Source organism: Corynebacterium pseudotuberculosis, assembly GCF_002155265.1.
GTDB classification, from domain to species: Bacteria; Actinomycetota; Actinomycetes; order Mycobacteriales; family Mycobacteriaceae; genus Corynebacterium; species Corynebacterium pseudotuberculosis.
Genome location: NZ_CP021251.1, coordinates 2,045,340 through 2,061,006, shown reverse-complemented (window position 1 = coordinate 2,061,006; position 15,667 = coordinate 2,045,340). Strand labels below are relative to the sequence as shown.

Annotated in this window: 12 protein-coding genes, 1 pseudogene and 1 riboswitch; of the genes and pseudogenes, 9 read left to right on the top strand and 4 right to left on the bottom strand. The window is 52.7% G+C overall.

Features of this window, described 5'->3' with window-relative positions; genetic code table 11:
• Positions 1-8 precede the first annotated feature (8 nt).
• The 4 genes and pseudogenes from CpATCC19410_RS09460 to CpATCC19410_RS09445 all read right to left on the bottom strand — a co-directional run bounded on the left by CpATCC19410_RS09460 (position 9) and on the right by CpATCC19410_RS09445 (position 6,838).
• Positions 9-1,649, bottom strand: coding sequence for an amino acid ABC transporter ATP-binding/permease protein (locus tag CpATCC19410_RS09460; protein ID WP_013241604.1), 1,641 nt, complete (start codon positions 1,647-1,649; stop codon positions 9-11).
• Positions 1,646-3,322 carry an ABC transporter ATP-binding protein/permease gene (locus CpATCC19410_RS09455; RefSeq protein WP_014401091.1) on the bottom strand — a complete coding sequence of 559 codons (1,677 nt, stop codon included), beginning with the start codon at positions 3,320-3,322 and terminating at the stop codon, positions 1,646-1,648. Before CpATCC19410_RS09455 ends, CpATCC19410_RS09460 begins: the two co-directional genes overlap by 4 nt.
• Positions 3,323-3,397: 75 nt before the next feature.
• Positions 3,398-5,724 (bottom strand): annotated as a pseudogene (locus tag CpATCC19410_RS09450) (ATP-binding cassette domain-containing protein).
• Positions 5,725-5,911: 187 nt separating this feature from the next.
• On the bottom strand, positions 5,912-6,838 hold the full coding sequence (locus CpATCC19410_RS09445) for a DUF808 domain-containing protein (protein ID WP_013241608.1): 927 nt from the start codon (positions 6,836-6,838) through the stop codon (positions 5,912-5,914).
• Between the two features lie 129 nt (positions 6,839-6,967).
• Between CpATCC19410_RS09445 and CpATCC19410_RS09440 the strand changes: the two genes are divergently transcribed.
• The 9 genes from CpATCC19410_RS09440 (at position 6,968) to CpATCC19410_RS09400 (ending at position 15,663) form a co-directional block, all read left to right on the top strand.
• Entirely contained in the window at positions 6,968-7,852 is an 885-nt protein-coding gene (locus CpATCC19410_RS09440; RefSeq protein WP_014401092.1) for a 2-dehydropantoate 2-reductase, read from the top strand.
• 27 nt (positions 7,853-7,879) lie between these two features.
• Positions 7,880-8,016, top strand: a riboswitch (TPP riboswitch).
• A complete protein-coding gene (locus CpATCC19410_RS09435; RefSeq protein ID WP_013241610.1) occupies positions 8,005-8,619 on the top strand; it encodes an ECF transporter S component in 615 nt (204 codons plus the stop codon). Its footprint overlaps the riboswitch before it by 12 nt.
• A gap of 241 nt (positions 8,620-8,860) precedes the next feature.
• Positions 8,861-10,261 (top strand): ABC transporter ATP-binding protein, encoded by a 1,401-nt coding sequence (locus tag CpATCC19410_RS09430; protein ID WP_013241611.1) that lies wholly within the window; start codon positions 8,861-8,863, stop codon positions 10,259-10,261.
• Complete coding sequence (locus tag CpATCC19410_RS09425; RefSeq protein ID WP_013241612.1) at positions 10,258-11,013, top strand: energy-coupling factor transporter transmembrane component T family protein; 756 nt, start codon at positions 10,258-10,260, stop codon at positions 11,011-11,013. The genes CpATCC19410_RS09430 and CpATCC19410_RS09425 overlap by 4 nt, the downstream gene beginning before the upstream one ends.
• Positions 11,010-11,477, top strand: coding sequence for a nucleoside/nucleotide kinase family protein (locus CpATCC19410_RS09420; RefSeq protein ID WP_013241613.1), 468 nt, complete (start codon positions 11,010-11,012; stop codon positions 11,475-11,477). Before CpATCC19410_RS09425 ends, CpATCC19410_RS09420 begins: the two co-directional genes overlap by 4 nt.
• Positions 11,474-11,860: an NUDIX hydrolase gene (locus tag CpATCC19410_RS09415; RefSeq protein WP_013241614.1), complete on the top strand. Its 387-nt coding sequence runs from the start codon at positions 11,474-11,476 to the stop codon at positions 11,858-11,860. The genes CpATCC19410_RS09420 and CpATCC19410_RS09415 overlap by 4 nt, the downstream gene beginning before the upstream one ends.
• A gap of 252 nt (positions 11,861-12,112) precedes the next feature.
• The gene (locus tag CpATCC19410_RS09410; protein WP_014401093.1) at positions 12,113-13,693 is read left to right on the top strand and encodes a peptide ABC transporter substrate-binding protein; all 1,581 of its coding nucleotides are present in this window, start codon (positions 12,113-12,115) and stop codon (positions 13,691-13,693) included.
• A gap of 91 nt (positions 13,694-13,784) precedes the next feature.
• Positions 13,785-14,711, top strand: coding sequence for an ABC transporter permease (locus tag CpATCC19410_RS09405; RefSeq protein WP_013241616.1), 927 nt, complete (start codon positions 13,785-13,787; stop codon positions 14,709-14,711).
• Entirely contained in the window at positions 14,704-15,663 is a 960-nt protein-coding gene (locus tag CpATCC19410_RS09400) for an ABC transporter permease (RefSeq protein WP_013241617.1), read from the top strand. Before CpATCC19410_RS09405 ends, CpATCC19410_RS09400 begins: the two co-directional genes overlap by 8 nt.
• Positions 15,664-15,667 lie beyond the last annotated feature (4 nt).

Sequence of the window (15,667 nt, the reverse complement as noted above, 5' to 3'; positions counted from 1 at the left end):
CTTTCTTTCTATGAGGATAAAGAAATAATCCTTTGATCATCGCTATGCTCGTGCAGACGATGAGAGATTTCGATGATCGTGAGATTGGGATAATGCTCTTTAAGCGAACGCCTGATTGCCTGGTCCAGCTCGGCGTTAACATTGGCGGTGAATTCGTCGAGAACCAGCACAGATGGCTGAGTAAGTAGCGCCCGGGCTAAACACAGTCGCTGCATTTGGCCGCCGGATAGTCCCGAAACTTCAGTGCCAGTGAGCGAATCCAACCCTTGTGGCAGACGACGAACCTCCTGGTCTAGATGCACCGCACTGAGCACATGCCACATGGCTTCTTCTGCGGCATCGGGGCGCGCGAGTAGGAGATTGGATCTGATACTCGCGGTCAACAGCTCACTGCGTTGCGGCACAAGTGCAATGGCTTCGCGCAGCGCACTCAGCTGGTACTTGGATACGGAAATTCCATTAAGGAGGATGTCACCGCTGCTGGGATCGTCAAATCTGAGTAGGAGGTGGACTGCGGTGGATTTTCCGCTTCCTGATGGCGCAACAAATATCGCGTGTTCGCCACTCGTTATGGTGTGAGTGAACCCCTGCAGCACTGACTTTCCTAGGGAATCAGGATACGCGTAGCTGACATTCTCCCAGGTAATAGTGATGGGTTGTGAACGATCGACGTTAAGAGTGCCATCGGTGACGGTAGCGGGGATATGGCAGATATGGTGGAGTCTACGTGCGGCAGCAAGCGAATGATCGAGCGCGCCGGCTGCGTCTTCTAGCCCGCGCGGGGCGTCGAAAAGCAAGAGACAACCGCCCATAATAAAAGCTATTTCTGTCGGGTTCGCTTTGTTTGCGATTCCAACGACAAGAACTCCGAGCACACATGCGTATGTGAGCCCTAAGTTCAGTCCGCGCCGTAGCGCACGATAGTTTGCAGCGGGCATAGCCAGCTTTGCGACGCCCCCCGCAATGCCCCAACTCTGCTCCACTCGTTCTTGCTGTCGTCCGTAGGAGACAATTTCCTCGGCGCCAAACACAGAATCCGTGACATGCTGTGATAATTTGCGGCGTTCGCTCAAAACTTTTTGTGTTGAATCGAATGATTGCTTCGCACCAATTAGCGGAACCACAAGCGCAGAAAATAGTCCCAACACAAGCGGGATGGCGGAAAGCTGCCAGCCGTAAATCACCCCCCACGCAACACCGAATCCTAGAGGAACGGTGACACCTGCAATCACGGGGGCAATGGTGTGAGCATAGAGAACCTCGATCCGATCGATATCGCGGGTAAGCGAGGTTACAAGGTCTCCGGATTTAGTGGAACGCAACACTCCCGGGGCCTTGGGCCAAAGTTGGGAGAAAGCTGCACCGCGAAGCAACTCTAGGGCCTTAAAGGCGACATAATGCCCCGAAAACTGTTCTAAATAATGAACGAGCGCTTTGATGCAGGCCATGATCGCCAAAGTGATAAGGATAGGAACTATCTGGTTAACGCCCAGAATGATTCCTACTACGCCTTGCACAGCCAGTCCAAAGATCAGGATTCCCAAGCTGAGCTGGATAATCCGCATGACCACGGAAAAATATAGCGGAGCGTGAACGGGCCGGGTGATCGAAAGCACCCAACGCACAACGCTTCCTAGTGACGGTGTCATCGAAGCTCACCCGCTTTCATTGTGTAGACGGTATCTGCTGCGGCTAGGAGAGCGGGGCGGTGAGTAACCATGATGGCTGTGATGTTATCGGGGAGTTGTTGGATCGCAGAGACAATGAGTGCTTCGGATGCAAGATCGATGTGGCTGGTGGGTTCGTCGAAAAGCACAATATCGCGACCGGATAATAAGGCGCGGGCAAGGGATAGTCGTTGTGCTTGGCCTCCAGAGAGAAAAGCCCCGCGCTCGCCGACGTCGGTGTTTAATCCGTTGGGCATGTTTTGTACCTCATCGGCTAAGTTGGCGCGTGAAAGTGCGTCCCACATATCGGCTTCGGTGGCGTCCAAACGCGCGATGCGCAAATTGTCGGCGATCGATCCGCTGAAGAGCCATGTGTGTTGCGCTACGGTTGCTGTGGCAGTACGAATTTTCTCGAGAGGGGTTGTTGCTGCGTCTAGGCCTCGGATAAAAATCATGTTGGGACTTGTGGGGAGGAGGCCTCGAAGGATATGGAGCAGTGTGGATTTGCCGGATCCGGAGCGTCCGACGATAGCTATCTTTGCACCACTTGGAACCGTGAGATTGATGTTGTTGAGCACGGGGGTTTCCCCGTAGGAAAAGCTAAGAGAATCGACGACAACAGCGTTGGGAGCTGAACCACGTTCCATGGAATCTGTATAACCGTTGTCTACCTTCCTGGTGTGTTCATGCATACGAAGGTATTTTTTTATGGCTCGTTGCGCGGCAATACCTCCCATGCCAACATAGAAAAAGCCAGCAACCTGGGATAATGGAGCGAGTAGGAGGACTAGTAGGAAAATGGATGCTAAGCCGTGACTAGGAGAGAGGGCTTTGCTATCAATTCTCGTAGCAATAACGGCAACGGTGGTGCAGATAAGAACAAGTGAGACCGCAAGGTCCATGACGATGATTACTACCTGATTGCCTGCTAGTAATTTCATGGTGGCGCCACGGTTGCGTTCGCCTTCTGCGCGTAGTTGTTGTTCCACTCGGCTACCTGCATTGATAAGGCTGACGGTGGTGAGGTTTCTGATGGCATCGAGATATTTTTCTGAAAGTCCTGCTCGCTTGCGTCGCGAATCTGCAGAACGGCCCCGGAATAATCGCATGAAACCGCGTAGGAGTATGGGAACAAAAATGAATTGACCGAGCATACTAAGCCCCAAGAGCCAGTCGTAAGCAACAGCAATGTAGATGACGACAGCGATGGGAAACACCATGGCTGCCAGCGCCGACCCCAGATATGCATGGCGAAATTCCGCAGCCCGTTCAACGTTGTCAGTCAAGAGTGCGACGAGTTTTCCGGGGTGAAATTCTTTTCGATCCCGATTGGACATAGTCGGCGCAGAGTAAAGTGCTGCTAAAAGACGATGACGCGTATAGCGTTCCTGTTCTCGTGCTTTACGAGCACCGGTGCGAATATCCAGGGCAGTGAACCCACCCGCAGCTAGGATGGCTATGCCAGTTATCGCATAGAAGAGGGGATAAGCCTCATCTTCGTGGATATACCGGGCAAGAGCAGAAGCCATAAGCACAAGGGCGATGCCTGCAGCAAAGTAGCTCATCACCGCATACAGCGGTACAAGCCACGAGGAAAGTGGACTCATCCTGTGTTGGCTGGTGGAGGGTGAGTCGATATGGGGGACAGAGGACATAATTAGTGATGTTAGCATTACCTAATGTTGGTGTCTGTCCCTTGCCTCTCCTACTAACTATGCGAGTAGGAGAGGTTAGCTCACATAAGACTTCAAATACTGCGCAGTCACAGTATCGGCCTCGTCGATCATCTCCTGTGGCGTCCCAGAAAAAGCAACGCGACCGCCAGCAGAACCTGCCCCGGGGCCCATGTCTATCACATGGTCGGCGCGTGGGCGATTACTCCGAGATGATGCTCCACACAGATCACGGTTTTGTTCGCGTCGACGAGGCTATCCAATAGATCAAGGAGCTTATCGACGTCCGCCAGATGCAATCCCGTGGTCGGCTCGTCCAAGATGAAAGTGGTGGCTTTTTCAGCCAAATGCGACGCGAGCTTGAGGCGTTGGCGCTCGCCGCCTGACAAAGTTGTCAGCGGCTGGCCAAGAGTGATGTAGCCAAGTCCGACGTCAACAATCCGCTTGAGAATCTTTGCCGCGGCCGGGACTTTGGCTTCCTCAGAGGAAAAGAACTCCCATGCCTCCTTGGCGGGCATGGTCAAAACAGTGGCGATATCTTTGCCACCAAAGTGGTAATCGAGGACGGAGTCGTCGAAACGCCGCCCCTCGCAGACCTCACAAGGAAGGTCAACGCCAGACATAATACCCAGGTCGAGGTACACAACGCCCGCACCCTTACAATTGGCGCACGCGCCCTCAGAATTAGGGGAGAACAGCGCAGGTTTTACACCGTTGGCTTTTGCAAAAGCCTTCCTAATAGGTTCCAAAGTGCCCGTGTACGTGGCGGGGTTTGACCGGCGAGAACCGCGGATCGGAGACTGATCGACCATGATGATGTCATCGTTTTTGGGCAGCGATGCGATCAAGGAAGACTTTCCCGAGCCCGACACACCAGTAACCACGGTGAGCACTCCCAACGGAATATCTGCATCAACATGATCAAGGTTGTTGAGTGTGGAATCGCGGACCTCGATGACTCCGCGAGAAATGCGGACGCGATCTTTGGTGGTGGTGCGGTCGTCGAGATGCTTGCCAGTGATCGTTCCCGATGTTTTAAGCCCTGCCAGGGACCCCGAATATTGCAGTATGCCGCCCTCGCTACCTGCGCCCGGTCCTAGGTCAATAATGTGGTCGGCGATCGCGATGGTTTCAGGCTTATGTTCCACAATAAGTACGGTGTTGCCTTTGTCGCGGAGCTCCAGGAGCAAGCGATTCATCCGCTCGATGTCGTGCGGGTGCAGCCCGGCGGTGGGCTCATCAAAGATATACGTGACATCGGTGAGTGCAGACCCTAAATGGCGCACCATCTTTGTCCGTTGTGCCTCACCGCCAGAAAGGGTGTTTGCGGGACGATCCAAGGTGAGATAGCCCAGTCCGATCTCGACGAGACTCTCCAAGTTGTGCTGGATGGCTTCCAACAATGGTGCAACGGATTTATCAGCGATGCCTTGCATCCACTTCGCAAGATCTTGGATCTCCATCTGGCACAGCTCAGCAATGTTTTTTCCATTGATCTTGGACTCCAGAGCATGTCGGGCCAACCGCGTGCCCCCGCACTCTGGGCATGCGATGAATGTGATGGCGCGGTCGACAAACTCGCCTATAGCCTTTTGCATCGACTCGCGATCTTTGCTCAAAATAGACTTTTTCACCCTAGGTATGAGGCCCTCATAGGTGTAATTGAAACCGTTGAACTTGACCTTTGTGGCCTCTTGATACAGCAATGAGTGTTTTTGTTTTTCGGTGAATTTATTGATGGGCTTATCTGCCGGATATAGTCCCGTCTCCGCGAAAGTTTTCCATACCCAGGACCCGACCTTGTACCCCGGGACTAGGAGGGCGCCGTCGTTAAGTGATAACGACGTATCCACCAACTCAGACATATCAATGTCGCTCACCCGGCCCATGCCCTCGCACGTGGGGCATTGTCCGCTGGTGCGCTTAAAGCTGATGTGCTCTTTCTTTCCCCCTCCTACGGAGATCGCGCCGGAGGCCTGGACGCTAGGAACGTTGAACGAGTACGCCCCAGGCCCTCCTACGGACGGCTGTGCGATTCGGGAAAACAGAATGCGAAGCATCGCGGTGGCATCTGTTGCCGTTCCTACCGTGGAGCGTGAGTTGGTGCCCATGGGTTCTTGATCCACCACGATGGCTGTGGTGATGCCTTCTAGGCTGTCTACGTCTGGCCGTGCCAAGGTGGGCATAAAACCTTGGACGAAGGCGGAGTAGGTCTCATTAATGAGTCGTTGCGACTCCGCGGCGACCGTGCCAAACACTAACGACGACTTTCCAGATCCCGAGACACCTGTAAAAACAGTGAGCTTGCGCTTGGGGATTTCTACGGTAACGCCGCGAAGGTTATTTTCATGTGCGCCGATGACTCGGATGAATTCTTGGGACATGAGGAAGTCGCTCCTAGAGTTAAGGCACTGAGGGGGAGAGGTGTATCGGCAAGAGGGTTAATGAATCTGGGGTGAAAATACGAAGAATCAGCATACGCAGCGGATTATGTTGATGCATCACGAAAATTGACCCCGATAAGAATACTCATCGGGGTGGAGTGCGATTGGAGCGTGGATCTAGAAACGCTTAATGCTTTTTCTTATGCAATCCACGATGGATTGGTTCGACTATGGCTACGATGATGCCGCCTAGGAGAAGGCCAAAGATCAACGAGCATGTTGTTTCCGTAACCCACCGCACAAACGCACCCCAGTGCTCTACATGGTGAACAACATCATGGATGAGATCATGCGGAAGATGCCACCACCCAAGCTCCGCGAGGCCGGCGACCACGATATGCCCGCCCACCCACAACATGGCCAGCATTCCGATAATAGAAATAGCATTGAGCACCCTGGGCATCGCCGCGACGAGTCCTTTGCCAAGTCTCTGGGCGCCAGCCGAGTCACGCGTGCCAAGCTTTAGTCCGAGATCATCCATCTTGACTAGGAGAGCGACCGAACCGTAAACGATTGCGGTGATAAAGATTCCGACAGTAATAAGTACTGCGACTTCCATCCAGATGCTTTTATCGGCTACCTCATTCAACGAGATAACCATGATCTCTGCAGAAAGGATGAGATCGGTGGTAATCGCGCCCCGAACGAGGGCATTCTCGTCTTTATGGCCGGCTTCTTCTTCGCTTGCATGCTGTTTTCCGGAGAGCATCTCCCAGACTTTTTCTGCCCCCTCAAAACATAGGTAGGCGCCACCGAGCATGAGGATGGGGGTGAGTAGCCCCGGTGCTAGGGCATTGAGCAGCAGCGCTATTGGCAAGATGATGAGCAGCTTGTTAACGATGGAGCCTTTTGCAATACGCCAAATTATAGGTAGCTCCCTTGCTGGCGCCACTCCTTTGACATATTGAGGAGTCACTGCGGTGTCATCGACCACCACCCCTGCGGCCTTGGCACTCGTTTTTGCGGCTGCTGCTGCAACATCATCAACGCTGGCGGCAGCTGCTCGGGCGATAAGGGCTACGTCGTCGAGAAGGGCAGCGAGGCCACCAGCCATGAGAAAATCCTAACGGGGAGAGGGAAATATAGGAGCTTTATAGTAGCGGAGACTTAGTTGTCCACCTAACAAGAAAACAATGCGGCATAACCGTCTTGTGACGTTGAGAAGTGACATAAAGTCTAGATTATGCACATCGTTATTATCGGCGCAGGGGCGGTTGGGGGATACTTCGGCGCTTTGCTTCATGAGACTGGGACAGACGTCACCTTTGTGGCTCGAAACGAGAGTTTACATGCATTAAGGAACCGTGGGCTGCGCATTCATACGCCCGAGGGGCTTCGCGACGTCCCCGTGCAGTCGGTATCTTCTCTTTCGGAGATAGAGTCAGCAGACATCGTTCTCCTAGCCACTAAGACGCTTTCGGCTCCCGAATTGCCAGAATCGCTGCCGCGAGGTGCAGTGCTGGTGACTACACAAAATTCTGTGGAAATGCCCCAAATAGCTATTGATACCTTTGGTCCAGCCGCAGTGATCCCGGGTGTGGTGCGAAGCTTCCTTATTAAGAGAGGACCTGCGGAAGTTGAATTCGCAGGAGGCATCCGGAGCTTCACCTTTGGCTCAGTAGATCCCGCAACGCAGGAAACCGTCAACGAATTACAAAAAGCATTAGCAAAAGCCGGTATCGAGCCGATTGTTCATCCTGCGGTAATGGAAGATATCTGGGCAAAAGCTATGTTTGTCACCTGTTTTGGCGCTTTAGGTGCACTCGTGGATAAACCTTTGGGAGAAATCCGAACTCTATACCGTGCCGATTTAAGAAACCTGATGCAGGAGGTGGAAGAAGCCGGGCGCGCATTAGGTATTGATCTTCCCTCAGACATCGTAGAAACCACCCTTGCATCCTTGGATCGTCAGTCCGCTCAAGCTACCAGCTCTATGCAAAGAGACCTTCTTGATGATCTTCCTAGTGAGTTGGATGCTCAGGTGGGAGGCGTGGTGCGGATGGCAGAGCTCGGGGGTAGGGAAGCGCGGATGCATCGCCTTATTCTTGATGTTCTTTTACACCGATAGAGGTAAACTGTTCCGCGCACATAATTGCAAAAGGAAAACGGGTGCTTAAGGGACGTTACGCCTTGAGCTGAGATGGGTCACTATCAGTTTTGCATCGTAAGGCCCAAACCGTAGGAACCTGATCCGGATAATGCCGGCGATAGGGAGAAAACATGAATACATCTGTATCTTCATCCGCTTCTGCACGCGCGTCGTGGCGCGTTGTGGATATTGTTATTGCTTCAGTCCTAGGTATTGCCTGCGGATTGATCTTTTGGGCATGGAACTCTGTCGGATATGCCTGGTACCAGGCGGCCAACGCTCTTACTCCCGGTCTTGGTGGTATTGCTACCGGAATTTGGTTGATGGGCGGCGTGATCGGTGGTCTTGTTATTCGCAAGCCTGGTGCCGCGGTGTTTGTTGAAGTCCTGGCGGCTGCAGTATCTGCAGGTATTGGGAACCAGTGGGGGATAGAGACCCTCTATTCGGGACTCGCACAGGGATTGGGCGCAGAACTAATTTTTGCTGTCTTTTTGTATAAGCGCTTTGGCGTAGTCGTTGCGATGCTTGCCGGCGTGGGCGCTGGAATTGGGGCATTCATTCTAGAACTATTCCTGAGCGCAAATTACGCTAAGACACTTGCATTTAATCTGACTTATTTAGGTGCAATGGCAGTCTCCGGTGCGATCTTGGCGGGACTTGTGAGTTACCTTTTGGTTAAAGCCCTCGCGTCAACAGGGGCTTTGGACCGCTTCGCGGCGGGGCGGGAAGCTCGCGCGAGAGTTTAAAGCACAATTCTGTTCGTCTCATTGGTGGTATGCGCATGGCATCTACGTGATAAGGGTGCCTAGGAAGAGTGAGAAAGAGCGTTGTCGTTTTCTCAACGTATATCTGGCACCGGCGTGCCCCAGGAACTTGGCGATATCTGGCGATGTCTAAAGCCATGACATGTTGGATTAGTCATGTGCTCATGGCCTGTTGCGGCTGGACTAAGATCCCAGGATTGGCTTGTTGAATAGGAAGATTGTAATGGCCCCTCAAATTTATGCACGAGATTTTGGGTATCGTCACTCCAGCCGCCTCAAGCATGCTTTGCAAGGTCTTAACTTTGAGGTAGAGCGGGGGGAACGCATCCTCTTACTCGGAGCATCGGGTGCAGGAAAATCTACGCTACTTTCAGCTCTGGCAGGTGTGTTAGGCGCTGATGAAGGGGAGGGGGAAGGAACTCTTAAGGTTCATGCGACACCTGGGATGGTGTTGCAGGACCCGGATTCCCAGGTCATTTCCTCGCGGGTGGGGGACGACGTGGCATTTGGCTGCGAAAACCTCCGCCTTCCTAAGGACGAAATATGGCGTCGTGTGCCTATAGCATTGGACCACGTTGGTTTGCGGCTGCCTTTAGACCATCCCACTGCATTGCTGTCGGGGGGACAAAAACAGCGGCTCGCGCTGGCAGGAGTACTTGCTATGGGCGCTGATTTGCTGCTTCTCGACGAGCCCACCGCCAACCTCGACCCTCAGGGAGTCCGCGACGTAGTGGCAGCGGTGGAAACTGCTGCAGATGCCACCAATGCCACAGTAATAATTATTGAGCACCGCGTGGATACCTGGCTTGAATTTGTTGACCGTATCATCGTGCTGGGCGATGAAGGAAGCATTATCGCTGATGCCCCAGCTGATACAGTGATTTCTCAGTACGGGGAGGAACTGGCGCGAGGGGGCGTATGGGTGCCTGGTCACGATCCTCTCCTGCCCTTGGCACAACCAGTAAGCTCATCTGCGGAGAATGCACTGACAACTCATTCTTTAGCCACGGGATGGGATTCTCCTGTACAAAGCTCGTTGGATCTTGCCCTCCCTAGGGGCTTTTCGACTGTATTAACCGGAGTTAACGGAGCTGGAAAAACAACAACTTTACTCACGCTTGCTGGGTTACTTCCGCCCCTAGGAGGGGAAGTCCGGGTGAATCGTGAGATCGCCGGAAAACTCAGCCCTCACCCCTATAAATGGTCCTCGACGTCGCTTGCTGCACGCATGGGATATGTTTTTCAAGATCCCGAGCACCAGTTTGTGGCTAAAACGGTGAGGGAGGAACTTCTTGTTGGCGCAGGAAGTGGACAAACGCCTAAGCCCGAAGCACATCGCCGCGCAGACGCTCTCCTAGCGAAGCTTCGCCTGGATCACTTGGCAGAAGCAAATCCTTTTACGCTGTCAGGAGGACAAAAACGCCGGCTTTCTGTGGCCACTATTTTGGTGAATACACCTAGCGTGGTGTTTTTGGATGAGCCGACTTTTGGTCAAGATCGTCGCACTTTTACCGAGCTTGTGCTGCTATTGCGTCAGCTCACGGACGCTGGGACCACAGTGGTTTCCATTACCCACGATCCGTTGTATCGCGCGGCGCTAGGAGACAAGGAGATTCAGCTATGAACCTCATCAAAGAAGTAAACCCGGTCTCCCGAGTACTAGGTCTTGCATTGTTTACCACGCCTCTCTTAATCAGCGTTGATATCGTATCAGCAGCTATCGCGGTGATTTTTACGGTAGCCTGCGCGCCCTGCGTTGGCGTGAGCTGGCGGGTCTTGGCGCGACGAGGCCTTCCCATTTTCATTGCTACGCCCATAGCCGGACTCTCTATGGCCTTGTATGGTCGGCCAGAAGGCCACGAATATGCGTCTTTTCTTTTTGCACATGTTACGGATAATTCTTTGAGCCTTGCGGCGGCGATTATGGTACGCGTATTAGCTGTAGGGCTACCCGTCATCGTGTTGCTGAGAGCAATCGATCCCACTGAACTAGGGGATGGGCTTGCTCAGGTATTGAAGTTACCGTCTCGGTTTGTGATCGGAGCAGTGGCCAGTACCAGACTTATTTCGTTGTTTCGTCGGGATTGGCAGTCGTTGCGGAGGGCGCGCCGGGCTAGGGGGCTCGATGACAAAGGCCGCATTAAGACAGCTTTTTCTGTGACGTTTGGTCTGCTTGTTTTAGCGTTGCGACGCGGCGCGAAGCTAGCTACGGCAATGGAAGCCCGGGGTTTTGGTAAGTATCCGGATAGGACGTGGGCGAGAACTTCAACCTTTGGGCGTCGTGACGCCCTCCTACTCACGGCATGCTGCGCGATGTCGACTGTAGCGATCATGGTCTCTGTGTATACGGGGAGTTTTAGGTTCCTGGGCGCATGATTGTGCTTATCGATGGCCCCTCCGGTTCCGGGAAAACCACACTTGCGAGGAAGCTGGCCGGGATTTTGGGATTTGAACTGGTGCATCTTGATGATCTTTACCCAGGGTGGCATGGCCTCGCCGAAGGATCTCGGATGGTGGCCGAGGATGTATTAGGAGAGAAGTCAGGGTATTGGCAGTGGGACTGGCAGCACTACAAACGGGGGCAGTGGGTGCCTGTGCGGGGTGAAAACATAGTGATTGAGGGGGTGGGGTCGATTACACGGGAGACGGTGGCGGCGTCGAAAAGCAAGGGCTATGTTTTTAGCGTTGTTCTTGACGGCCCGGAAGCCTGGCGGAAGGAACGGGCTTTGGCGCGCGACCCTGATGATGCGCCGTGGTGGAACGTATGGGCTGAGCAGGAGAAGGCTCATTTTCAGAAGATCCCGGATGTGGATGTGCGGTTATGGCTAGGAGAGAAATGATTATCAGAATCGCAGCAGTTGTGTTTTTTAAAGACGGAAAAATCGCGAGTGTGCGCAAGCGTGGCACCGATTCTTTTATGCTTCCTGGAGGAAAGCTAGAGGAGGGGGAGGCTCCCATCTCCGCGGCGATTCGGGAGATTGCTGAAGAACTGCAGATCCGTATGCGCGTTGAGGAACTAGAAGCAATCGGGCGTTATCAGGCACCAGCTGCCAACGAGCCGGGGGCGATCGTTGACTGTGATGTGTTTCTCTATCGAGGGGATGAAAAACCGAACACCGTGTATGAAGAAATCGAGGAAATCGCGTGGTTCGGGCTTGATAGTGATTCTGAGAGGTTAGCCCCGTTGTCTCGAGATGTGGTTTTCCCCGCCTTAAGGGGGTAAAAGTCCCACCCCCATTGGATAACGAGATAATAACTTTAAAATCATATGGGAAAATTCACCATTCGTCTGACATGCAGGTAAGGGGCGGGAAATTTTTATAGAAACTATAACTGGACAGTTTTAGTGACCTAGGAGCGTTCGCACCCCTTATGAATGATGTGCGTCACGGGATAGGATTTCGTGCAAGCAATATCCACGTTTCCGTTTGGAGACTATTGCGAAAGATGTCTGTCATTCCCTGGGAGGTCGTAAATGACGCTTAAGAAGACTCTCGCCGTTGGTATGTCCGCGGCTCTTGCTGTGAGCCTCGCTGCTTGCTCCTCGGACTCCTCTGGTAGCAAGTCCGGTAAAAACTATGTTCTGGCTAATGGCTCTGAGCCGCAGAACCCATTGATTCCCGCCAACACCAATGAGACCGGCGGTGGACGCATTGTGGATGTTATTTACTCGGGGCTAGTTCGCTATGACACGGACGGCAAGTCTCATAATGAGCAGGCCGAGTCTATTAGCCTTGAGGGCGATCGAACATACAAGGTCACATTGAAAGACGGACTGAAGTTCTCGGACGGAACGCCCATCAAAGCGGAGAATTACGTAAAGACGTGGAATTATGCTGTGGCTAATGATCAGCGCAATGCGTCCTTCTTTGAGATGATCAAAGGCTTTGGCTCCGGGGTGAAGGAGCTTGAGGGGTTGAAGGTCATTGATGATAAGACCTTTAGCATTGAGCTTTCCCAGCCGGCGTCGGATTTTCCGGCTCGCCTAGGATATAGCGCGTATTTTGCGCTACCGGATGTTGCGTTTGATGATATCGCGGCTTTTGGTGAGAAACCCATCAGCTCTGGCCCCTATAAGGTTGAAGAGTGGAACCACAACGAGTCCATCACCCTTGTGCCCAATGAGGAGTACACCGGGGAGATGAAAGCGAAGAATGACGGTGTGAAGTTCACATTCTATTCTTCTCAGGATGCCGCCTATTCCGACCTTCTGGCCGGTAACCTCGATGTTCTCGATGCTATCCCGGATTCCGCATTCGGCACCTTTAAGAATGAACTGGGCGAGCGAGCTGTGAACCAGCCGGCTGCGGTCTTCCAGTCCTTTACTATTCCGCAGAAGCTTGAGCACTTCTCGGGTGAAGAAGGTGCGCTGCGTCGTCAAGCTATATCCTTGGCAATCAACCGTGAAGAAGTGACTAAGGCTATCTTCCAGGAAACTCGTACACCGGCTAAGGACTTTTCCTCCCCGGTAGTCGATGGATATAAGGAAGGGCTTCCGGGAAGCGAAGTAACCAAGTTTGATCCTGCTAAGGCTAAGGAACTGTGGGCAAAAGCTGACGCCATCTCGCCGTTTACCGGTGAATTCACCATCGCCTACAACTCTGACGGCGGGCACCAGTCTTGGGTAGACGCAGTAGCTAACCAGATTAAGAACAACTTGGAAATCTCTGCGTCGGGTAAACCATATCCGGACTTCAAGTCTTTGCGCGATGAGGTCACCCACCGCACTATCAAGGGCGCATACCGCACCGGTTGGCAAGGCGATTACCCACTTCTTGGTAACTTCCTCAGCCCACTTTATGCCACCAACGCTAGCTCTAACGACGGTGACTACTCCAACCAGGAATTTGATAAGAAGCTCAATGCCGCTGCCTCAGCTTCCTCAGTACAAGAGGGCATCAAGCTCTATCAAGAGGCTGAAGAGATCCTCTACAAAGATCTTCCTGCCATTCCTCTGTGGTACTCGAATGTGACTGGTGGTTACTCCCAAAACGTAAATAACGTGGTTTTCAGTTGGAAGTCTGTTCCCGCTTACTCACAAATCACCAAGGGCTAATTTTTACCGTCGTATAGACGTTTGTTGCTTGGCCCCGCGTGTAATCTGCGCGGGGCTCAGCCATCGTTAATAAGCTTTAAGGAAAATGCATATGTTGCGCTATATTGGGCGCCGCTTGCTCCAGATGATTCCAGTCTTCTTCGGAGCAACACTCCTGCTCTACGCACTCGTATTCCTCATGCCGGGTGATCCTGTTGCGGCTCTCGGCGGCGACCGTGGCTTGACTGAAGCCGCACGGGCCCGAATCGAGGCTGATTACAATTTAGATAAGCCATTTATCATCCAGTATTTGCTGTATATCAAGGGAATTTTCTCACTGGATTTTGGCACTACTTTCTCCGGACGTCCTGTCGCAGAAGCCATGGCGCAGGCCTTCCCAGTAACCATAAAACTTGCCGTCATGGCGCTCATCTTTGAAGCTGTTTTTGGCATTTGCTTTGGTGTGATTGCTGGAATGCGTCGCGGCGGAATTTTTGATTCCACCGTGCTCGTTATGTCGCTCATTGTCATCGCCGTTCCATCGTTTGTGATTGGTTTTGTTTTCCAGTTTTTTGTTGGCGTTAAATGGGGAATCTTGCCAGTAACGGTTGGATCAAATACCTCGGTCAAATCATTACTCATGCCAGCCATCGTCCTAGGGGCGTTGTCTTTTGCCTATGTTGTTCGACTTACCCGGCAGTCAGTCTCAGAAAACCTTCGGGCAGATTACGTACGCACTGCGCGTGCAAAGGGATTAAATGGCAGAAACGTGACTATGAGGCACGTCTTGCGTAACTCGTTGATTCCCGTAGCCACCTTCCTAGGCGCTGACCTTGGCGCACTTATGGGTGGGGCTATTGTGACTGAGGGAATCTTTGGCATTAATGGCGTAGGCGGCACGATGTACCAGGCAATCCTTAAAGGTGAGCCCACGACAGTCGTGTCTTTTACCACGGTCCTTGTAATCGTCTATATCATCGCTAACCTCGTCGTGGACTTGATCTACGCATTGCTTGACCCGAGGATCCGATATGCATAATCACAATATTTTTCAGCCGCGTCCAGGGCAGGAACACTTTATAGCAGATACAGATGAGACGGGCTTGGGCGCTGTCGACGCGGTTGCCGACGAGTCTGCCCCTACTTCTACATGGGGCGAGGCATGGAAATACCTGCGGCGCCGTCCATTATTCTGGGTTTCTTCGGCGTTGATCCTTACTGCGGTGCTTCTTGCCGTAATCCCGCAGATGTTTACGTCCACAGATCCAGGTTTTTGCGAGTTATCCAAATCCTTGGCAAACCCAGAAGACGGACATCCTTTTGGCTTTGATCGTCAAGGTTGCGACATTTATGCACGCATGATTTATGGCGCGCGGGCATCTGTGGCGGTAGGAGTGTTTACCACTGTCGCGGTGGTGATCATAGGAACCATTATTGGAGCCGCGGCTGGTTTCTTCGGCGGTATCTTAGACACACTGCTCTCCCGGCTCACCGATATTTTCTTTGCAGTTCCTCTAGTTTTAGCGGCGATCGTTGTTATGCAGATGTTTAAGCAGGAACGCACAGTTATAACGGTTGTCGTGGTGCTCGCTATGTTTGGTTGGACCAACATCGCTCGCATTACTCGAGGTGCCGTATTGTCCGTAAAGAACGAGGAATTTGTTACGGCTGCACGAGCAGTAGGAGCCTCAAAGTGGAAGATCCTCAGCGGTCATATCCTGCCTAATGCTGCGGCCCCGATTATCGTGTATGCGACAGTGGCGCTAGGAACGTTTATTGTGGCTGAGGCCACCCTCTCCTTCCTAGGGATTGGGCTACCTCCGCATATTGTTTCTTGGGGTGGAGATATTGCTAAGGCCCAGGTGTCGTTGCGAACTCAGCCCATGGTGCTGTTCTATCCAGCTGTAGCGCTTGGAGCGACAGTTTTGAGTTTTATCATGATGGGCGACGTAGTCCGTGATGCCCTTGATCCGAAGTCTAGGAAGCGATAACAGC